The organism is Pseudomonas sp. F-14 TE3623 (genome assembly GCF_053629015.1).
Genome location: NZ_JBRJHM010000001.1, coordinates 4,530,899 through 4,549,493, shown reverse-complemented (window position 1 = coordinate 4,549,493; position 18,595 = coordinate 4,530,899). Strand labels below are relative to the sequence as shown.

Annotated in this window: 13 protein-coding genes and 4 pseudogenes; 6 read left to right on the top strand and 11 right to left on the bottom strand. The window is 54.9% G+C overall.

Annotation, left to right across the window (positions count from 1 at the left end; translation table 11 throughout):
* Positions 1-311 precede the first annotated feature (311 nt).
* The 7 genes and pseudogenes from AB7M29_RS20990 to AB7M29_RS20960 form a co-directional block, all read right to left on the bottom strand.
* On the bottom strand, positions 312-1,049 hold the full coding sequence (locus tag AB7M29_RS20990; protein ID WP_454247800.1) for a 3-deoxy-manno-octulosonate cytidylyltransferase: 738 nt from the start codon (positions 1,047-1,049) through the stop codon (positions 312-314).
* Positions 1,050-1,129: 80 nt separating this feature from the next.
* Positions 1,130-1,468: pseudogene (locus AB7M29_RS20985) on the bottom strand (OprD family outer membrane porin); the annotation flags it as partial.
* A gap of 110 nt (positions 1,469-1,578) precedes the next feature.
* Positions 1,579-1,734 carry a hypothetical protein gene (locus AB7M29_RS20980; protein WP_454247799.1) on the bottom strand — a complete coding sequence of 52 codons (156 nt, stop codon included), beginning with the start codon at positions 1,732-1,734 and terminating at the stop codon, positions 1,579-1,581.
* A 524-nt stretch (positions 1,735-2,258) separates the two neighbouring features.
* Positions 2,259-3,281: pseudogene (locus AB7M29_RS20975) on the bottom strand (transketolase family protein).
* Positions 3,278-4,126, bottom strand: coding sequence for a transketolase (locus AB7M29_RS20970; RefSeq protein WP_454247798.1), 849 nt, complete (start codon positions 4,124-4,126; stop codon positions 3,278-3,280). The pseudogene AB7M29_RS20975 and the gene AB7M29_RS20970 overlap by 4 nt, the downstream one beginning before the upstream one ends.
* 18 nt (positions 4,127-4,144) lie before the next feature.
* Positions 4,145-5,444, bottom strand: a pseudogene (locus AB7M29_RS20965) (MFS transporter).
* Positions 5,445-5,542: 98 nt separating this feature from the next.
* Positions 5,543-6,151 (bottom strand): annotated as a pseudogene (locus AB7M29_RS20960) (SDR family NAD(P)-dependent oxidoreductase); the annotation flags it as partial.
* On the opposite strand from AB7M29_RS20960, the gene AB7M29_RS20955 reads away from it, so the two are divergent.
* Positions 6,128-6,349 carry an IclR family transcriptional regulator domain-containing protein gene (locus AB7M29_RS20955; RefSeq protein WP_454247797.1) on the top strand — a complete coding sequence of 74 codons (222 nt, stop codon included), beginning with the start codon at positions 6,128-6,130 and terminating at the stop codon, positions 6,347-6,349. The pseudogene AB7M29_RS20960 and the gene AB7M29_RS20955 sit on opposite strands and share 24 nt — an antisense overlap.
* A gap of 474 nt (positions 6,350-6,823) precedes the next feature.
* On the opposite strand, the gene AB7M29_RS20950 is transcribed toward AB7M29_RS20955, so the two are convergent.
* Both AB7M29_RS20950 and AB7M29_RS20945 read right to left on the bottom strand, forming a co-directional pair.
* Positions 6,824-7,777, bottom strand: coding sequence for an alpha/beta hydrolase (locus AB7M29_RS20950; RefSeq protein WP_454247796.1), 954 nt, complete (start codon positions 7,775-7,777; stop codon positions 6,824-6,826).
* A gap of 17 nt (positions 7,778-7,794) precedes the next feature.
* Positions 7,795-8,961: an OmpP1/FadL family transporter gene (locus AB7M29_RS20945; protein ID WP_454247795.1), complete on the bottom strand. Its 1,167-nt coding sequence runs from the start codon at positions 8,959-8,961 to the stop codon at positions 7,795-7,797.
* A gap of 344 nt (positions 8,962-9,305) precedes the next feature.
* Here AB7M29_RS20945 and AB7M29_RS20940 point away from each other — a divergent pair, with 344 nt between their 5' ends.
* The 4 genes from AB7M29_RS20940 (at position 9,306) to AB7M29_RS20925 (ending at position 14,774) form a co-directional block, all read left to right on the top strand.
* Entirely contained in the window at positions 9,306-10,775 is a 1,470-nt protein-coding gene (locus AB7M29_RS20940) for a benzaldehyde dehydrogenase (RefSeq protein WP_454247794.1), read from the top strand.
* A 21-nt stretch (positions 10,776-10,796) separates the two neighbouring features.
* Positions 10,797-11,918 carry an NAD(P)-dependent alcohol dehydrogenase gene (locus AB7M29_RS20935; protein WP_454247793.1) on the top strand — a complete coding sequence of 374 codons (1,122 nt, stop codon included), beginning with the start codon at positions 10,797-10,799 and terminating at the stop codon, positions 11,916-11,918.
* 64 nt (positions 11,919-11,982) lie between these two features.
* Positions 11,983-12,873 (top strand): transporter, encoded by an 891-nt coding sequence (locus AB7M29_RS20930; protein ID WP_454247792.1) that lies wholly within the window; start codon positions 11,983-11,985, stop codon positions 12,871-12,873.
* Between the two features lie 89 nt (positions 12,874-12,962).
* Complete coding sequence (locus tag AB7M29_RS20925) at positions 12,963-14,774, top strand: sigma-54-dependent Fis family transcriptional regulator (RefSeq protein WP_454247791.1); 1,812 nt, start codon at positions 12,963-12,965, stop codon at positions 14,772-14,774.
* A 54-nt stretch (positions 14,775-14,828) separates the two neighbouring features.
* Here the strand turns inward: AB7M29_RS20925 and AB7M29_RS20920 are convergent, their stop codons facing one another.
* On the bottom strand, positions 14,829-15,731 hold the full coding sequence (locus AB7M29_RS20920) for a LysR family transcriptional regulator (protein WP_454247790.1): 903 nt from the start codon (positions 15,729-15,731) through the stop codon (positions 14,829-14,831).
* A gap of 149 nt (positions 15,732-15,880) precedes the next feature.
* Between AB7M29_RS20920 and salA the strand changes: the two genes are divergently transcribed.
* Positions 15,881-17,170, top strand: coding sequence for a salicylate 1-monooxygenase (gene salA / locus AB7M29_RS20915; protein WP_454247789.1), 1,290 nt, complete (start codon positions 15,881-15,883; stop codon positions 17,168-17,170).
* 68 nt (positions 17,171-17,238) lie between these two features.
* Here salA and AB7M29_RS20910 read toward each other — a convergent pair whose 3' ends face one another.
* A complete protein-coding gene (locus AB7M29_RS20910) occupies positions 17,239-18,396 on the bottom strand; it encodes an alpha/beta hydrolase family protein (RefSeq protein ID WP_454247788.1) in 1,158 nt (385 codons plus the stop codon).
* Positions 18,397-18,595: the final 199 nt, after the last annotated feature.

Genomic DNA, 18,595 nt, shown 5'->3' with positions numbered 1-18,595 from the left:
ATCTGATCGACTGCAGCTCCTGTGACACCAGGATGATTAAGGCGCAGATCATGCACTGCCAGACATGCACAGGTTTCCTAGATGCCTTTACGACTGGTAGGGGCAAATCACTGTTTCATCTCCTCGGGTACCGCCCGGATCAACCGGGCGAGGAAGGTTGAATCGCCAGCAACTACGTCAGAAAGTCGCAGCTCCGGTTATAGAAGCTATGGCGGTACTGCGCGGTAACGATGTCGGGTTTGGGCGCAAGGTGCGATCGGTTTACTGTCCATGAAGCTTTTTGCTAGAGCGTTACTTTTTAACCTTATCAGTTATATGCTGCGTAGTAACGTTCTCGCTTGTTCCAAATCTGCAAGCGTATCGACGCCTAATGGTTGAGTCTGGATTATAACAACACCTATGTGCATTCCATTCTCCAGAGCCCTTAACTGTTCCAAGTTCTCCCGCTGTTCTAGAACACCGCAGGGCAGGTTCACAAATTTAGCAAGAGCATCACGCCGATAGGCGTACATACCAACATGGTGATAGTGCTCGCCAGCACCGAAGGGGATGATTGAACGACTGAAGTACACTGCTCGCCCAATAGGCTCGTCACCAATGCGTGCCAATGCAATCTTCACCACCTGTGGCGCTTTTAGTTCAGCGGCATTCCCAATCACTGTTGCAAGCGTTGCAATATCACATTCTTTATTCTGGATTAAGGGCAATAACGTTGCACGGACTGCTGCCGGATCAATTGTTGGTAGGTCGCCTTGGAGGACCACGACAATATCATGCTCCGCATCGGGATCAATTTTGCATAGAGCCGCATACGCTCGATCTGAGCCAGAGGGAAGAGCAGTATCGGTCAAAACAGCCTGACCGCCTAAGTCTCTGATTACTTCGACCAGTTGTTCGTCGCCGCAGGCAACAACAACTGGTCCAATGTCCGCTTCCATACCTCGACGCCAGACATGAGAAATCATGGGCTGACCGTTAATCATACGCAGCGCTTTGCCAGGCAGCCTAGTCGATGCGAGTCTTGTGGGTATGATTATAATAGGGTTCAAAATATGCTCTTTACTTTGTAGTGTCGTAGCATTATGGCTTTTCTGCCGTCACGATCAAGCCTGATGGCGGTGGGTATTTACTCGTCCGGCGCTCGCCCGTCATCATGTACGGGTAGCAGGTCTGTACCAGTTCTATCGGGGCTGGAGTCCAGTTTAAGGCCGAGCATGCCCAAGGCATCCACGCCAAAACCGAGAGTGCCAGCGGTAAAGCCCGATTGATAATCAAGGATGAATCCCTGCGCCCATTCATCACGTTTGTTCTGCCCGCTGTCATCACGGAAGTCACGGTTGAGGTAGAAGTTTTTGGTTTGAAGTCTGGCCTTGCTGTCTTCCAGGAAACCTTCGGCATGAGATGCACCAGAGGTGCTCGCCAAGCTGATGATGCCGGCGATTTTCAGTGCGTTTTTATAGTTGTGCATCGTTGTTCCACTTTTTCAGTGTGCGCAACCTGTCGCCCGGGGACCGGGTGATTCAGGTATACGGAGGAGGGCGTCGGAGTGCTTGCCCGATTGCCTGGCGACTAAGCGCGTCAATTGTCTAACTGGAAGCCGTAAAGTCGTGAAGGAATTCTCATCAGCATCTGTTCCCGTTGGGCGTTGTCAGCGACCCAACTCAGTGACAGATTGAACAACTGCGCATTGGCGTTGGCGGTTCTGCTTATGCGACGAGAAAGGTCGAGCTTCATCGAAACCTCATTATTGTTGATTTGACGAACGGAGGTCGCGTCCCTGAGCCGAAGCCCAAAGGCACAGTAGACCAGGGATAATTCCCTGGCTCCGTTAGCCTGAGGTCAGATCATGGGGTTAACAGTGAGTTTTATAGCCTTCACACCTCACTTTTTGTTTGGGTTTGTAATGCGTAATGTATTTGATCTAAACCGGTCGCAGCCACGCGATCGCGAGCTAAAAGCTGCCGCCAAACTGGCTGCTCATGCCGATCCACTCCGTGGACCTAGGTTCTTGGCCAAGTCGCCTCCCTAAGGCACGTAAGCTTCATGTGTGGACTCCTTCTCACGACTAACTGTGGTTCGCACCTTCAGTCCGGGAGTCAAGATGGCGAGTTAAGAGGAGTCCACCCCATTACTTTTAGCCGATTGCTTCCTGTGAAGAAGGGCTGCGATCGATTCAGGCCGTGTGAAAACACGTTAGATGCGTTGAAGTCTGGGATGTACATAAGTTGCTTGCGAAATTCAGGCGCCTCACTTTGCAGTTACAACCAGGCTTTGATCCGCGTGCAAACGGCTTGAGTAGAAATGCCATAGCGATCATGCAGTGTCGGCAGAGCTCCGGCATCAAGGAAGGCGTCTGGTAAAGCAATTTACCTGAAGGTTGGCGTTACGCCGTTTTGCAGCAAGACCGTAGCAACAGCTTCGCCCAGTCCACCGATGATGGAGCTGTTTTCTGCGGTCACCACCAGTCGTCCGGGCTTTCTGGCTTCTGCAAGGATGGTTTGTTCATCCAGCGGTTTGATCGTTGGTACGTGGAGCACGGGGACGTCAACGCCATCGGCTTGCAACTGCTTGGCCGCTTCCAGAGCGCGCATCGTCATCAAGCCCGTGGAGATGATCAGCACGTCGTTGCCGGTACACAGGGTTTTAGCCTTGCCGATCTCGAATTTGTAGCTGTACTCGTCCAGCACCAGGGGCACATTCCCGCGCAACAAACGCATGTAAACCGGCCCTTGGTGCGCTGCGATGGCGGGTACGGCCTGTTCTATTTCAAGCGCGTCCCACGGATCGACGATCATCAAGTTCGGCATGGCGCGAAAGATCGCCAGGTCATCCGTGGCCTGATGACTTGGACCGTAGCCGGTCGTGAGGCCAGGTAATCCACAGACGATTTTGACGTTGAGGTTTTCCTCAGCAATCGCCATGCAGATGAAGTCATAGGCGCGGCGGGAGGCGAACACTGCATAGGTTGTGGCGAAGGGCACAAAGCCCTCTCTGGCCATGCCCGCCGCGGCACTCATGAGCAACTGCTCGGCCATGCCCATCTGATAGAAACGCTTCGGATGCGCCTTGGCGAAGATGTGCAAATCGGTGTACTTGGACAAGTCGGCGGACATTCCAACGATATCTGAACGCTGATCGGCAAGAGCGGCCAGGGCGTGCCCGAACGGCGCGGATTTTGTGGCTTGGCCTTCAGAGGCAATCGAGGCGATCATCGCCGAGGTGGTCAGGCGCTTTTTGGCCGGTTCGCCAGTCGAAGTCGAAGTGTTGGCAGCGTTACTCATTGGTTTTTTCCTTCTTCAAGGTTGCTCAGTGCCAGATCCCATTCGTGCTCTTCCACGCGGATGAAGTGTGTCTTTTCCCGGGTTTCAAGGAAGGGCACACCTTTACCCATTTTTGTATCGCAAATGATGACCCGTGGTTGGGTTCCGAGATGGTCGCGCGCGGCGTCGAAGGCTGCGACCAGCGCGTCAAGATCATTTCCATCGACTCGCTGGGTGAACCAGCCGAATGCCTGCCAGCGATCAACGATGGGTTCGAACGAAAGGATCTCGCCCGAATAGCCATCGGCTTGCTGGTTGTTCACATCGACGATGGCGATCAGGTTGTCGAGCTTCCAATGAGACGCCGACATGACGGCTTCCCAGGTCGAGCCTTCATTCAACTCGCCGTCCGACAGCAAGTTGTAGACGAAGGAAGTCGAGCCCTTGCGCTTGAGTCCCAGGCAGGCACCAACCGCGATGCCCAGGTTCTGTCCAAGCGAGCCGCCGGTAATTTCCATGCCTGGGGTGTAGGTGGCAATGCCCGACATCGGCAGGCGACTGTCATCCGAACCGTAGGTTTCCAGCTCGTCGAGCGGGATGATTTCGGCTTCTATCAAGGCTGCATACAACGCGATTGCGTAGTGACCGATTGACAGGTAGAAGCGATCGCGCTCCTCCCATTCAGGATTTTCGGGGTGATAACTCAGGGCGTGGAAGTAAGACACTGCCAGCAGGTCGGCAGCGCCAAGTGCCTGGCCGACATAACCCTGTCCCTGGACTTGTCCCATTCGCAGTGCGTGGCGGCGAATGTTGTGGGCGCGCTCCGCCAGGGTTTTGGATGAAAGATATGAAGGATTAGTCATCATGGTGAAAACTCCGTTAACTCAACGATTGACCAGGGCAGCGGGAATTCGCAGCACCAATAAGGCACCGCCCATCAGTACGCCGGTGATCAGATACATGCCGATGGCGCTGGATCCAGTCTGCGTGGTGATCCAGCCGATCAGATAGGGCGAGCAAAAGCCGGCGAGGTTGGCGAAGCTGTTGACCGCCGCGATGCCCGCGGCGGCGGAGACACCACCGAGCAACGTGGTGGGCAGCATCCAGAACATGGAGGACGCAGCCAGGATGCCGGACGCCGCCAGGCACAGGCTCAGGATGGAGAGGACGATGTTGCCGCCAAGTAGCGCGGCGAGTGTCAAGCCGAGTGCCCCCGCAATCATCGGACCGATCAGATGCCAGCGACGCTCGCGATGTTTGTCACCACTGCGCCCTACCAGCAGCATGGCTGCGATTGCGCAGAGGTAGGGCAGGCTGGTCAGAAAGCCGATATGCAGTGGGTCGGAGACCCCCGGCGTTACGCACTAGCGTAGGTAGCCAGAAGGTGATTGCGTACTGGCCCATCACGACGCAGAAGTAGATGCCCGCAAGCAACCAAAGGCGACGGTCGCGAATGAACTCCCCCACAGAAGCATGGGTGACTTTCTTCTGGTCATCCTCGGCCAGTTCGCGACTGATCAGGGCTTTCTCGTCATCATCGAGCCAGGTGGCTTGATGCACGCCATCCTTGAGATAGCTCAGCACCAGCAGCCCGACCACGACCGTAGGCGCCGCTTCGAGTACGAACATCCATTGCCATCCGGCCCAGCCGTGCACACCGGCGAAATGGTTCATGATCCAGCCAGAGAGCGGGCCGCCCACCATCCCTGACAGCGGAATGGCGATAAACCACAATACGGTCATGCGGGCTCGCCGATAGGAAGGAAACCAGTAGGTCAAATACAGCAATAGACCCGGTGCCAGACCGGCTTCGGCAATGCCAAGCAGAAAGCGCAGAGCATAGAATTGCCAGGCAGTTTCGACGAAGGCGAACAGGGCGGAAACGATGCCCCAGGTGATCATGATGCGCGCAATCCACACCCGCGCACCAACCTTGTGAAGAATGATGTTACTTGGGACTTCGCAAAGGAAATAACCGATGAAGAACATGCCTGCGCCCAGTGCGTAGACGGTTTCGCTGAGCGCCAGATCGTTCATCATTTGCAGCTTGGCAAAGCCGACATTGACCCGATCCAGATAGGCACACAGGTAGCACAGCATCAGAAAAGGCATTAGGCGCCACGCGGTTTTACGGTAGGCATTGGAGCGCACGGTCGAAACCGCTTCGAGCGACATAGTTGTCATGGTGGTCTGATCTCTTGTTTTTATTGACCGCCAGGCCCTGAGGCCCGGCTGCGTCGTCGATCCAGAACCGTACGGGCCGTCAGGCCCGCCAGGTGTAATCAGTGAATTAGCATGCCGCCGTTCACATCCAGCGTAATGCCGGTCAGATAAGAGGACAGGTCGCTGGCCAGGAATAAGGCTGCATTCGCCACATCCTGTGCTTCCCCAAGACGACCCAACGGGATGCCGTCGATGATCGCGTGGCGGCGTTCGTCCTGCATCAGACCGCCGGTAATGTCGGTGTGGATCAAACCGGGAGCGATAGAGTTAACGCGTACCTTGTCTGGGCCCAGTTCCCGTGCCATCGCTTTGGCTAGACCCAGCACGCCTGCTTTGGCAGCGCTGTAATGCGGGCCGCCGAAAATGCCGCCGCCGCGCTGAGCAGAAACAGACGACATGCACACGATGCTGCCGGACGATTGTTTTCGCATGGTGGGGATGACTGCCTGTGACATGAGCAATGTCCCGCGCAGGCTGACGTCCAGCACCTTGTCGTAATCTGAAGGGCGAATGTCCAGGGTCTTGAGGGGCTGAGTGATGCCAGCGTTGTTGACGAGGATGTCGATGCGGCCAAATTGCTCGATGATTTTAGCGACAGCTTGCTGAACCTGCGATTCGTCAGCTACGTTCGCTGCGAGACCGAGATGACCTTCGCCCAAAGATGCTGCGGTCAGGGGGATCCTGCTTTGACGGAGGTCCGTGAGCGCTTTTGGGCCAGCTCTTTTGGTGAGCGGGATCCAGAAACTACCGCTGTGTCCATACCCGTGTTTTCGATGGGCTATGAACTGAAGGGGGCACTAACACTATCGGGCCCGTCAGACCGTCTGTTGCAAGAACATATCCAGCATGCAGCATCGATCCTGTAACGTAACGCCGCGATTGCAACAAATGCTTTGGGTGGCAGCGATGCCGAGTTGCGAAATGCGCTGAAAAAACTCAACCCCTAAGTATCCTTCAATACTCAATGGCCATAGATTGACTGCACACTTATATTGGATCTTTTTTGATTTATCAGACACAGCGTGGAAGTATGCATCGATCCAGTACCATGACATTGGAAGGGGGGGGGAAGGCTCAGGTTTGCTAGCGCGTTTAGACACTGGTTTTGCCCAGTGTCCTCGAAGGGTGAGGGCGATGTCAGCTTTGCGATATGCTTTGGACTGCGCAACGTCCGAGATATCGACTTTTGGAAGGTCGCAGCCTTTGCAGAGTACTGAATCGCCAGAAAAAATCGGAGAAGACTAGGGCTCGGTCAACTTATGTCAGAATTGAACCCCTGCTAAGTTACAGTGTCGCGCCCTAAGAAGGGCGCAACAAATTAGCTTATGAGAAAGTGAAAGCTACATTTTTTCCTGGATAAAGCTGGCGGCCTTTTCCATGGTTTTAGCGGTACCAGGAAGGGCCCCTATCAATTCGATGAAGCCATGCACCATTCCTGGTAACTCGATGTGCTCGACGGTATTCCCGGCAGCCAGCAACGCCTCGGCATAACGTGCACCGTCATCTCTCAGGACGTCGTGTTCTGCCGTGAAAATCAGGGTGGGAGGAAGTCCAGTGAGGTCAGGGTAAGCAAGGGGCGAGAGATCGAGAGTTTGCCTCGCTTGCGCGGTTAATAGATACACATCCATAAGCTTTTTACAAAGAGCGCGTGTTAGTGGAGGTACATCTTCATTGATTCTTCTTGAGGGGTAATCCCATGCCTGTTCACGGAGATCTGTGCAAGGATAAAATAGTACTTGGGCGCGAATTTCAATATCGGAATTACGTAGTAGGGTACTGCATAGGGCAGCAAGGTTGCCTCCAGCACTGTCGCCGGCTATGGCAATTCGATGGGCGTCTACTTCAATTTCATTAGCCTGTTTATGGATCCATTGTGCTGCCAAAAGTACATCACTGATGCCGGCGGGCGCTGCATTTTCCGGCGCCAGTCGATAGTCTACCGATGCCACCACGTAGCCCGTTGCCTTGGCGAGACGGCGACAAACTTTATCATGGCTGTTGATGTCTCCCATCACCCATCCGCCACCGTGTAAATAAATGACAACGGGTTGCTTGCCCTTTAAGTTTTCAAGTGGGTAATACAGACGAATTTTTACGGAGGATTCGTTTCCTTGAATAACGTGATCGGTAAATTTATGAATGTCGACGGGGCTTCCGCCCAACATGGCACTTAGCTGGAGGTAAGCTTGTCGGGCGTCGGTTAGGCTTAGCTGAGCCATGTCAGGAAAGCCAGCAGATTGCATATGCGCAAACAGCGCGAGAACTTCGGGGTCAAATGTTTTATTTGAAATCATTTTTAATCTGCCTATGCTCAGTATTTATATGAGGCGCCTACGTTGAAGTAGTCGATACTGCCGCCAATCTTTACCCCCGAACTACCTTGGGTGCCTGAGGTGTCATTGCTTAATGCATGCATGTAGCTGCCGGTGATTTCCCATTGTGTATTGAGTTGATAGGTTGCCCCAAGAGAGTAATGGTCGTACTGGTTAAGCGGGGCAAGTGTATTGAACAAGACGTCTTCGCTCCCGATGAGTTCTGAGGCCAGCGATATCCCTGTGCGCACAGTCCATTTCGGATGGATTTTGTAGTTGGCACCCAATCGATAAACGTACTGATCTTTCCATCCAAAACCGGGCCCATTGCTATCGCCCAAGGCGCCCCCTTCATTCATAGAGTTGCCGTAGGCATTTTCACCCGACCAATTGATCCACAGGATGTCCATCGCGAGTGAAAGAGCATCTGTCGCTTGGTATGAGAGTCCAAGTCCTGCCTGCTGCGGTAGGTTTAGATCCCCCCCCGGTAAAAGTTTTTTATAGCGATCCAACTCTTGAAACCAGATGGGACTTGAATAGGAGGCGCCAATATTGATTTTGTCCGTCAATTTGCCGAGATAGCCAATGGAAAAACCCGCTCCGTAGGCGCTGTCTGCCCCTTCGTAGGTCACTCCAAACCCTTCCAGTCCTGCCAGATCCAATCGTTGATACGCGATTCTTGGTGACAGGCCCATGTAATGGTTTTCCTTAAACTGCCAAGTCAGGGTCGGGGCTAGCACAACCTGAGTTAGTTTATTGCGCATGTCGCTCGAACCTAAAGCGGGCGCATCATAATCAAGATCCAGACCTTGGCTGAATATGGACACTCCCCACGAAAAATCTTGATTTATTCGGTTCGTAAAACCACCGCCAGGAATGGCTACCAAAGCCGTATCCTTGTGCTCGGATGACCCAATTTGCATGTCCATGGGAGCATTTATTAGGGTGGCGTCTATATCGACCTGATCATCAAGCAAAGCGATTCCGGCTGGGTTATTGGCAGTGACTACAGCATCTTGGGGAAGAGCAATGGCGCCCCCCCCCATTCCAGCAGCTTTAGCGCCATAGGCCGGGAGCATCACGCCATTATTGGCAAAGGTAACGAGGGAGTGGGACAAGGCTATAGCGCTGATGAATCCAAGAGTGGATAGATTGGGCTTTATCATAGTGTCTTCTTATTTTTTTAGTTAAGGGTGTGCACAGTGTTCAGTTCAATTAACGCATGGCGATGCTGGTGCAGCGAATTCTGTGCCAACCCTTGTGTACGGGCTTGATTTCGATTTAAAGGGAAGTTTGTGTTCACTTGCTGAACATGGACTGTCCAGAATGTGAACAGTGTGCGCGTTAATTTTGACGAGATTCGCCGTCTATTATTTCTTTACATAGAACTTCAGCATGAGCGCTGGCTGCTGCCAAGTTGACGGCGAAACAGGGTGATAGATATTTGGCATATCCCTTGCTTGTAGCGTTGGTGCGCTAATCCAATAATCACCATAAGAGGATGTCTTTAATGAGCGGAAACTTTTCGCTTTTGCCCGCCGATATATGGCATGAGCGCCTTTTCAACGGAGCCTGGGTACCCAGTCCGCTCTCGCCGCTTAATGTTATTGAGCCTGCTACCGGTAGTGCCCTCGGTCGCATCGGGATGGCGGATGCCAGCATTGTTGCGGCTTCAAGCCAGGCCGCTCGCCTGGCCCAGGCCAAGTGGTTTGGACTGCCCTATGACGAGCGCGCATTAGTACTCCGGAAAGCGGCGCAAATTGCCGAAAGCCATTTCGAGGAAATTGTTGGCTGGATTGTTCGTGAAAGCGGTTCTGTACAGGCTAAGGCGGCTTTTGAGGCCAGTCTGTGCATCAAGGCACTCCATGAAAGCTCAGGGCTTCCTTCTCGCAGCCAAGGCGAGTTGCTGCCATCGACTGCCGGGCGGCTCAGCATCGCCCGTAGACGACCTCTTGGCGTAATTGGCGTCATTTCGCCATTCAATTTCCCGCTGTACCTGGCGATTCGGGCCGTGGCACCGGCGCTGGCGCTGGGAAACAGTGTTGTATTGAAACCTGATCCACGCACGACGGTTTGCGGTGGGTTTGCCATTGCTCGGATTTTCGAGTTGGCGGGCTTGCCTGAGGGTGTATTGCATGTCCTCCCTGGTGGCGCGGAGGCCGGGGCGGCTCTGGTCAGTGATCCTAACGTTGCAATGATTCAATTCACCGGCTCGACGGGAGCAGGTCGTAAAGTCGGTGAAGCTGCCGGCCGACACTTGAAGAAGGTGTCGTTGGAATTAGGCGGCAAGAACTCGTTGATCGTCCTGGACGATGCTGATCTGGATATTGCATTGCGTAACGCCACTTGGGGTGTCTATCTCCACCAAGGGCAGATATGTATGTCCACCGGACGTCTGCTCGTCCAGCGCGGTATCTATGAGCGCTTTGTGACGCGGTTGGTCGATAAGGCTCGCAGTCTTACAGTTGGGAACCCGGCGAACGGCGAAGTTGCGCTGGGGCCGTTAATCAATGCGCAACAGCGAGACCACGCTCATCGGATCGTCCAAGAAGCGGTAAAAGCAGGGGCTAAATTGGAAACGGGCGGCAGTTTCGAAGGTCTTTTCTTCCAGCCAACAGTGCTCACCGGTGTGCAGCAGCACAATCCCGCCTTCCACGAAGAAATATTTGGCCCGGTCGCGGTGGTTGTTCCATTCGACACCGATGAAGAAGCTGTCAGTCTTGCCAATGACACTGACTATGGACTGTCGGCTGGGATCATTTCCAAAGACGTCGGGCGCGCGCTTCAGCTGGGGGAGCAATTGCGAACCGGACTTTTGCATATCAATGACCAAACGGTAAACGACGAGGTGGTTAATCCGTTCGGAGGTGTTGGCGCTTCCGGCAACGGGACCAGCATCGGAGGCGCCGCCAATTGGGAAGAGTTCACACAGTGGCAGTGGCTGACCCTAAAGGCTGACGCACCTGCTTATCCGCTCTAATAAACCAGGAGAACAACAAAAATGAGCAACGCCTTCCGTGAAATAAAAGCTGCGGTGACCCGCGCCAAAGGCGCCCCTTTCGTTATCGAGTCAGCTCGTATCCGAGCGCCTCGGGAAGATGAGGTGTTAGTGCGCATTGTGGCCACCGGAATGTGCCACACCGACATGATCGTTCGCGACCAATACTACCCTGTTCCGCTACCGGCAGTCCTGGGCCATGAAGGCGCAGGTGTTGTTGAAGCCGTCGGACCCCAGGTGAGAGGGTTGGAAGTCGGCGATCATGTTGTGCTGACTTATGGTTACTGTGGTCATTGCCTGCCATGTGGCAGTGGCCATGCTTCCTACTGTCAGGACTTTTTTGGGCGCAATTTCAGCGGTGCTGACCCGCATGGCCATTGCGCCATCGAGGATAGCTCCGGGGCTCCATTGCATGACCACTTCTTTGCTCAGTCATCCTTCGCAACGTTTGCGCTGAGTCGCGAGAACAACACTGTCAAGGTCTCCAAAGAGGCTCCGCTTGAGTTTCTGGGGCCCTTGGGTTGTGGCATTCAGACCGGTGCCGGGGCGGTTATTAATTCGCTGAAAGTTACGGCCGGTAGCAGCTTCGCAGCATTTGGCGCCGGGGCGGTTGGTCTTTCCGCCGTCCTAGCTGCAAAGGTGGCGGGTGCATCGACCATCATTGCCGTGGACGTTGTTCCGTCTCGTCTTGAACTGGCACGTGAACTGGGTGCAACACATACAGTGAACAGTCGAGAGGTCGATGTGGTTGCCGCGATACGTGAGGCAACTAAGGGCGGGGTAAATTTTGCTTTGGAGTGTACCGGTCGGCCGGAGGTCCTGCGAAATGCGGTTGACTCGCTCGGAGGGCTGGGTTGCCTCGGTGTCGTGGGGGCTCCGTCCCTTGGCACTACCGCCGAATTCGATGTCAACGATCTGTTACTGGGAGGCAAGTCTATTCGAGGAATTGTTGAAGGTGACAGCGTCCCGCAACGGTTCATTCCGCAGCTGGTTGAGCTCTTCATGCAGGGCCGATTCCCCTTCGACAAGCTGGTGAAGTTCTATGCTTTTGAAGACATCAATCAGGCAGCAGCAGACAGTGAAAAAGGGATCACACTCAAGCCGGTCTTGAAAATCGGAGCGTGACCTGTAGGGAGGGGTTGCGGCCCCTTCCTTCGATCCTCTTAAAACAATAACTGGGATTCCTTCCATGCATGCTCTCTCGATGCGGCCTACCGCATTAGTGTTAGGACTGCTGCTATCCAAACATGCCTTAGCTGTCGATGTTAATGCGGGGGACTATACCGCATTACCTTCTGGTACGAATGTCGCGGCTTGGTACCAACAATACGGTCGGGCAACAAGTTTCAACCTTGACGATGGTCCGACAAGTTCTAAGTCCACGAGTTTGAAATCGAACATCAGTATTCTTCGTCTCATTCACTTTGATGAGATTGGCGGTATTACTGTTGATCCTCAAATACTGCTCCCCTTCGGCAATGTTTATGACGCGAAAATCGGTGGCCACTCATTGGGCAGCGCCAGTGGAATGGCTGATCCTATTTTGGGCGCGACATTCTGGTTGATTAATCAACCGACAGCAGGCGGCAGCGGTCGCTACTTCGGTGTCACTCCATTGGTTTATCTCCCCTTGGGCCGCTACGACAAAGATGAGGCGCTGAATTTAGGCGAAAATCGCTACAAGTTTGATCTTCAGCTTGGCTGGGTCGAACCGCTTTGGGGGAAATCAGCCTTGGAGCTTTATGCTGACGCAGTCTTCTATGGGGATAACGATGATGCTGGCACGGGTAATCAAACCCTGGAGCAGGACCCGACTTACCAACTGCAGGCGAATCTGCGCTATGACTTCAATCCTCAGCAACGCATTGCGTTTGGCTATTCAGCGAGCGCTGGAGGCAAACAGTTCCTGGAGGGGGACTACACCGGTCAGAAGACTGAGGTTCAGCAGGTTCGTTTCGAGTTTCAACAAATGGTGGGCAGTTCTGTGCAGCTCAGCACACAGCTCACTCGCGATACGTATGTCGAAGGCGGCTTCAAGGAAGATCTCGGGGTGAACCTGCGAGCCCTGTTGCTTTTCTGACCGAGACACCAATTGACACGAGACCTTTGCTCCAGATTAAACTGGGCACCTTCATGGCCTAACCACGCTGATAATAAAAGGTGCCGCCGATGGATGCCTTGCTCCCGATAGATCTTCATGCCTTAGACATTGCTCGCCGACGCCTATGGAATGGAGAGTCGCTGCCGACAGGCTTGCTCCCTGCGCCGATCGCCCGCTCATGGGAGCGTTCGCGCGATGCTGGCCTGAGCCCCTGGGCTGGACGATTGTCTGGTGGTGAGGCAAGAGAGGTCGTACTGGACGAATCGGACTTGCAGCTTCAGGAAAGTGTTCGTCCGGAGTTAGAACGGCTCTGGCAGGTATTTGGTGGTCAGTCCTGGACACTGTTTTGCGTCAATACGCAGGGTGTCATCGTTGATGCCCAGCACGCAAAAGAACCTGGTCGACTTGACAGTCTGCATATTGGGCGATGCATTGATGAGGCCGATATCGGTACTACTGCCCCTGGCTGCACTTTGCTGGACGGAAAGCCGATCGTTCTTCGGGGCGGCCACCATTACCTGACCGAGTTCGGCAATTTTTTTTGTGTCTCAGTCCCCATTCACGGTGTAAACGGGAATCTTATCGGCGCTCTCGACATAACCGGGCTAGGTGAGCGCAATGCAACGGCGGTTATGGAGCAACTATGCATTGCTGCGATGGGCGCGGAAAATCGTTTGTATGGGGGGTTGAAAGATTGTCAGGTTATCTCACTGCAACATGATCCGCGTTTAATAGGGACACCGTTCCAAGGACTGCTTGCGATAGATCAATTTGGCCGAGTGGTCGCTGCGAATTCGACAGCCTGCAAGTTGCTGAACCTACAGAAGAATATGATGAGTGATGTCACCGATTGGAGACATCTCTTTGAGGTCGATCCGATTGCATCGGCCTCTCGACAGGTACCCAGTTTGATACGTCTGAACGATGGATCGAGCGTCTATGCCCATACCATCATCCAGGCGCCTTCAAGATCCATCAGGAGTGTCAAGGGAGCTATAGCACAATCTCCCCTTGGTCGGGATGCCTCCCTGAATCTGCAGTTTGAGGCTGCACGAAAGGCCTTCAAAGCTGGGATACCTGTGCTGCTTCGAGGGGAAACGGGTACTGGCAAGGAAGTATTTGCTCGTGCCTTGCATGATGCGTGCACACCTGATGCACCTTTTGTTGCAATTAACTGCTCGGCCATTCCAGAAAGCTTGATTGAGGCGGAGTTGTTTGGCTACACCGATGGCACGTTTACTGGCGCAAAAAAAGGCGGTGCGGCGGGGCGGTTGGAAGAGGCTGATGGCGGAACGCTGCTGCTTGATGAAATAGGTGACATGCCGACTTCTCTTCAAACCCGCCTGCTTAGAGTTCTGCAGGAGCGTCAGATCACACGCCTCGGTAGCTCGTTACCCAAGCCTTTAAATGTACGCGTAGTTAGTGCTACTCATTGCGACTTGGAACTTATGATCTCAGAGCGCAGGTTCAGAGAGGATTTGTACTATCGCTTGGCCGGCTTTCAAGTAGCGTTGCCTGCATTGCGAGAGCGCCAGGATATCGACTTTATAATCCAGACGTTATTGTCGCGATATGCGGTTAAAGAGATTGATGAACAATGCCTTGAGCAGCTAAAAGCATGTGAGTGGCGAGGAAATGTTCGAGAGCTGGAGCAAGTGATACGACTTGCCGCGGCGCTATCAGGAGATGATGGATCGATATTGCCTGAGCATCTTATCGGCTTGCCCACGGCTGTTCCAGAAGAGGCTTCTCCGTTACTTGCAGCGGAGCAGCGTACTATCGATCAAGTCTTGCGTGCTCATAAGGGCAATATCTCTGCAACTGCGAGCGCTTTAGGTATTTCGCGTACGACACTTTATAAAAAGATTAAGTCGTTTTAGGAGTGGGGCGAGTGAAGGGTCTTTCATTCGCTCCGCTGCCCGCAGAACCGGCCATCAATCGGAAAACAACTCAAACATCAACTGCCGCAACCAGCGATTAGCCGGTTCCTTGTGGTATTTGGCGTGCCAGAATAGATTGATGGCAATTTCCGGCAACTCGAGCGGATGGGGCAGGGCGGTGAGGCCGAAGGGCTCCACGCAGCATGCGGCAAATCGTTCCGGGACGGTGGCCAATAGATCGGTGCACTGAAGGATGTGGCCGACGGCAACGAAGTGAGGCACTTCCAACCGGATATCGCGCTGGATGCCGATGCGGGCCATATGGCTGTCCACTTCACCGTGGCCGGTATTGGCGGAGATGACCCGAACATGGCCGTACGAACTGAAGCGTTCCAAGGTGAGTGGTTCGCGGGTGACCGGGTGGTCCTTGCGGCACAGGCAGACGTAGCGGTGGTGGAACAGTCGACGCTGGTAAAAGCCCGCTTGCAAGTTGGGCAGCAAGCCCACGGCCAGGTCGACGGTGCCGTTGCGCAGAGCTTCTACCAGGCTTACGGAACTGTTGCGCACAGTGCTGACTATGCATTTTGGCGCCAGGCGGACAAGCGCATCCATCAACCTGGGCATGAAGTAAATTTCGCCGATGTCGGTCATCGCGATGGTGAAGGTGCGTTTGCTGATTTGCGGGTCGAAGCTGTCCTCACGTAGCAGTGCGTCGCGCAGCGTCTGGATGGCGAGGGCGACAGGCTCGGCCAATTGCGCGGCATAGGGCGTTGGCTCCATGCCTTGATAGGTCCGCACGAAGAGGTCGTTCTGCAGCGCCGTACGCAGGCGTTTGAGGGCATTGCTGACGGCTGGTTGGGTCAAACCGAGGTTTTCCGCAGCTGTGGACACGCGCCGGTCCACCAGCAGTTGGTGAAAGACTAGCAGCAAATTCAAATCGAGATCACGTAGTTCCATAAGCCCTCACGCGGTTGTGGAGTGGGAAATCGCCAATGGAATAAAGCGACATTCGCATTCGTAATATTCTGTATATGGATCAGTGCATTTATCAATATTACTGCGTTCGCCATGATCGGTCCCACTCCAACAACATCAAGGGTACAAACATGAACAACAAACCTGCCTTGCGTATAGGTATTGTTGGCGGCGGCATCTCGGGGGTTGCCTTGGCCTTGGACCTGTGCCGTCAATCCCACCTTGACGTCCAGCTGTTCGAAGCGGCAGCGGCTTTCGGTGAAGTGGGCGCGGGAGTGTCCTTCGGAGCCAACGCCGTGCGTGCCATCGCCGGACTCGGCATTGGCGAACCTTATCTGGAGATCGCCGATCGCACGCCAGAGCCGTGGCAGGACGTGTGGTTCGAGTGGCGCCGAGCCAGCGATGGCGGGTATCTGGGCGCCAGCGTGGCGCCGGGGGTCGGTCAGTCATCGGTTCACCGTGCTGATTTTCTCGATGCCCTGGCCAGCAGACTCCCCAAGGGCGTCGCTCGGTTCAACAAGCGCGCTGCCCAGATCGAGCAGAAGGGCAATGAAGCCCGTGTGATTTTCTCTGATGGCACCGATTACCACTGCGACCTGTTGATCGCCGCTGATGGTATCAAGTCAGCTATCCGCAACCATGTGCTGGAAGGGCTGGGGGACCGTCCCGTTGTACCGCGTTTTACCGGCTCCTGCGCTTATCGCGGGATGATTGATAGCCGCTACCTGCGAGACGCCTACCGCAGCCAGGGCATTGATGAGCACCTGGTGGATGTTCCGCAGATGTACCTGGGGCTTGACGGTCACATCCTGACCTTCCCCGTGAAGCACGGCCGCATCATCAACGTGGTCGCCTTCATCTCCGATCGCAGCCGACCGGACCCGCTGTGGCCGCAGGGTGCTGCCTGGGTGCGCGAAGCCAGTCAGCGCGAGATGCTTGATGCGTTCGCCGGTTGGGGCGATGCGGCTCGGGTCCTGCTCGAATGCATTCCTGCTCCCACCCACTGGGCCTTGCATGATCTGCCTGAGCTGCCGGGGTATGTGCATGGTCACGTCGCCCTGATTGGTGATGCCGCCCACGCCACGTTGCCGCACCAAGGGGCCGGTGCCGGGCAAGGTCTGGAAGATGCTTACTTCCTGGCCCGAATGCTCGGCGATCCGCAAGTGAGCAGCGAAAACCTCTCTGCCTTGTTGGCCGCCTACGATGCCTTGCGCCGTCCTCGCGCATGCCGTGTGCAACGCACCTCCTGGGAAGCCGGAGAGTTGTATGAACTGCGCGATCCTTCCGTGGGCAATGATGAGCAGGCCCTTTCTGCGACACTGCGCAGTCGCTTTGACTGGCTATGGAACCACGATCTGGATGCTGATGTGGCTCAGGCGCGAGCGCTTCTGGGCTGGGAGTCTCTGCGCTCCTGTGTCTGATACTCGTGACCGGGGGGATCGCCCCCGGTTTGATAGTCATCACCAGAAGAGCCCGGCCATGGGTGGATTCAAACGGTGCGTCCACCCAGTGTCTGCGCCACCCAATCGGCAATGTAATGCCCAGCGTTGATGCTGTTGTCGAAGCTGGAGTGCTGCACGCCACCTTCACGCTCGGTGAAAATCTTCAGCTCGCTTTTGGGGCTGTTGATCAATTGCTCGAAAGTTCTGTGAGCCCACTTCACCGGGATCTGTGAGTCCTTTTCACCATGGGTCACGAGGAACGGGACTTTGATGCGTTCGAGGATGCCGTCCAAATGAACCTGTTCGGCGATGTGCATGAAATCGTTGATGTCCTTGGCGCCCCAGACCCAGCATACATGGGACCAGTAATGCGGGACCGGGAAGCTGCCTTCTTTTTCCAGGCGATGTTTTTGCACATCCCGCCAATCGTGATTGGCGCCCCAGACCACACCGCAGGCAAAGCGCGGCTCGAATGCGACCGCGCGGGGGCAGTAGTAGCCGCCGAGGGATACACCTTCCAAGCCGATGCGCTTGGGGTCCACGTCGCTGCGGGTCTCTAGCCAGTCCACTACCACGCTGGCCCAGTGTTCACTGTCAAAGCGCGCGGTCAGTTCATGCAGGCGCAAGGCTTCGCCGCTGCCAGGCTGGTCGATGATCAGCGATGACACGCCGCGCCTGGCCAGCCACATTGGCAGGCCGACCCGGTATTTCATCTCCTTGGTGGAGTCCAGTCCATTGACCTGGACCAACAGCGGCGCCGGGCCATCGACACCTTCGGCGCGTACGTACAAACCACTGATGACCTTACCGGCATAAGGTACTTCTACCCGCTGGCAGTTTTCCCGGGACAGCTCGACGCCGCGAGCAAAAATCTGCAGGAAGCGTTGGTAAAGTGCCACGCGTCCGGGAGTACCGTGGGCTTGCAGGCGCTCGCAGGTCAGGTAGTAGGTGGCGGCGCGATTGTATTTCTCCCCTGCGGACAACATCCTGCCCGCAATTTCGTCCTCGTCGGCCAGGGCGCAGAGCTTGTCTGCCATCTTGACCCAGGTTTCGCGAAACGCCTGGGTGCCGCTGGCATCCGGTTGTCTGGCAGCGTCTTGCAGCGGGGCGCACATTTCTTCGATTTCACCCATTCTGGCGCCCATTTCGATGGCCAGGTCGACCGACAGATTCCAGACGTAGTTGGTGGGGAAATAACGAAACATGATGCGCTTCCTTTGATTTTTATAGGCAGAAGGGTGGATGCCGGAACGTTAAGCAGTGCCCCGGCATTTAGCCAATCGTGAGTGGGGATGGGAGGTATCGCATCGAGCGATATGCCAGCAGGAATCAGGTATCGCGTTTGCCAATACATCGCATCCTGACATGCGATTAGTCACCGTCCTTGCTCAGCGGCAACCTCTG

Bases quoted from the DNA above. Each gene is read 5' to 3' on its own strand.
- AB7M29_RS20980 (WP_454247799.1), bottom strand. From the start codon at position 1,734: ATGAAGCTCGACCTTTCTCGTCGCATAAGCAGAACCGCCAACGCCAAT.
- AB7M29_RS20970 (WP_454247798.1), bottom strand. From the start codon at position 4,126: ATGATGACTAATCCTTCATATCTTTCATCCAAAACCCTGGCGGAGCGC.
- AB7M29_RS20955 (WP_454247797.1), top strand. From the start codon at position 6,128: ATGACCTTCGCCCAAAGATGCTGCGGTCAGGGGGATCCTGCTTTGACG.
- AB7M29_RS20950 (WP_454247796.1), bottom strand. From the start codon at position 7,777: ATGATTTCAAATAAAACATTTGACCCCGAAGTTCTCGCGCTGTTTGCG.
- AB7M29_RS20945 (WP_454247795.1), bottom strand. From the start codon at position 8,961: ATGATAAAGCCCAATCTATCCACTCTTGGATTCATCAGCGCTATAGCC.
- AB7M29_RS20940 (WP_454247794.1), top strand. From the start codon at position 9,306: ATGAGCGGAAACTTTTCGCTTTTGCCCGCCGATATATGGCATGAGCGC.
- AB7M29_RS20935 (WP_454247793.1), top strand. From the start codon at position 10,797: ATGAGCAACGCCTTCCGTGAAATAAAAGCTGCGGTGACCCGCGCCAAA.
- AB7M29_RS20930 (WP_454247792.1), top strand. From the start codon at position 11,983: ATGCATGCTCTCTCGATGCGGCCTACCGCATTAGTGTTAGGACTGCTG.
- AB7M29_RS20925 (WP_454247791.1), top strand. From the start codon at position 12,963: ATGGATGCCTTGCTCCCGATAGATCTTCATGCCTTAGACATTGCTCGC.
- AB7M29_RS20920 (WP_454247790.1), bottom strand. From the start codon at position 15,731: ATGGAACTACGTGATCTCGATTTGAATTTGCTGCTAGTCTTTCACCAA.
- salA (WP_454247789.1), top strand. From the start codon at position 15,881: ATGAACAACAAACCTGCCTTGCGTATAGGTATTGTTGGCGGCGGCATC.
- AB7M29_RS20910 (WP_454247788.1), bottom strand. From the start codon at position 18,396: ATGTTTCGTTATTTCCCCACCAACTACGTCTGGAATCTGTCGGTCGAC.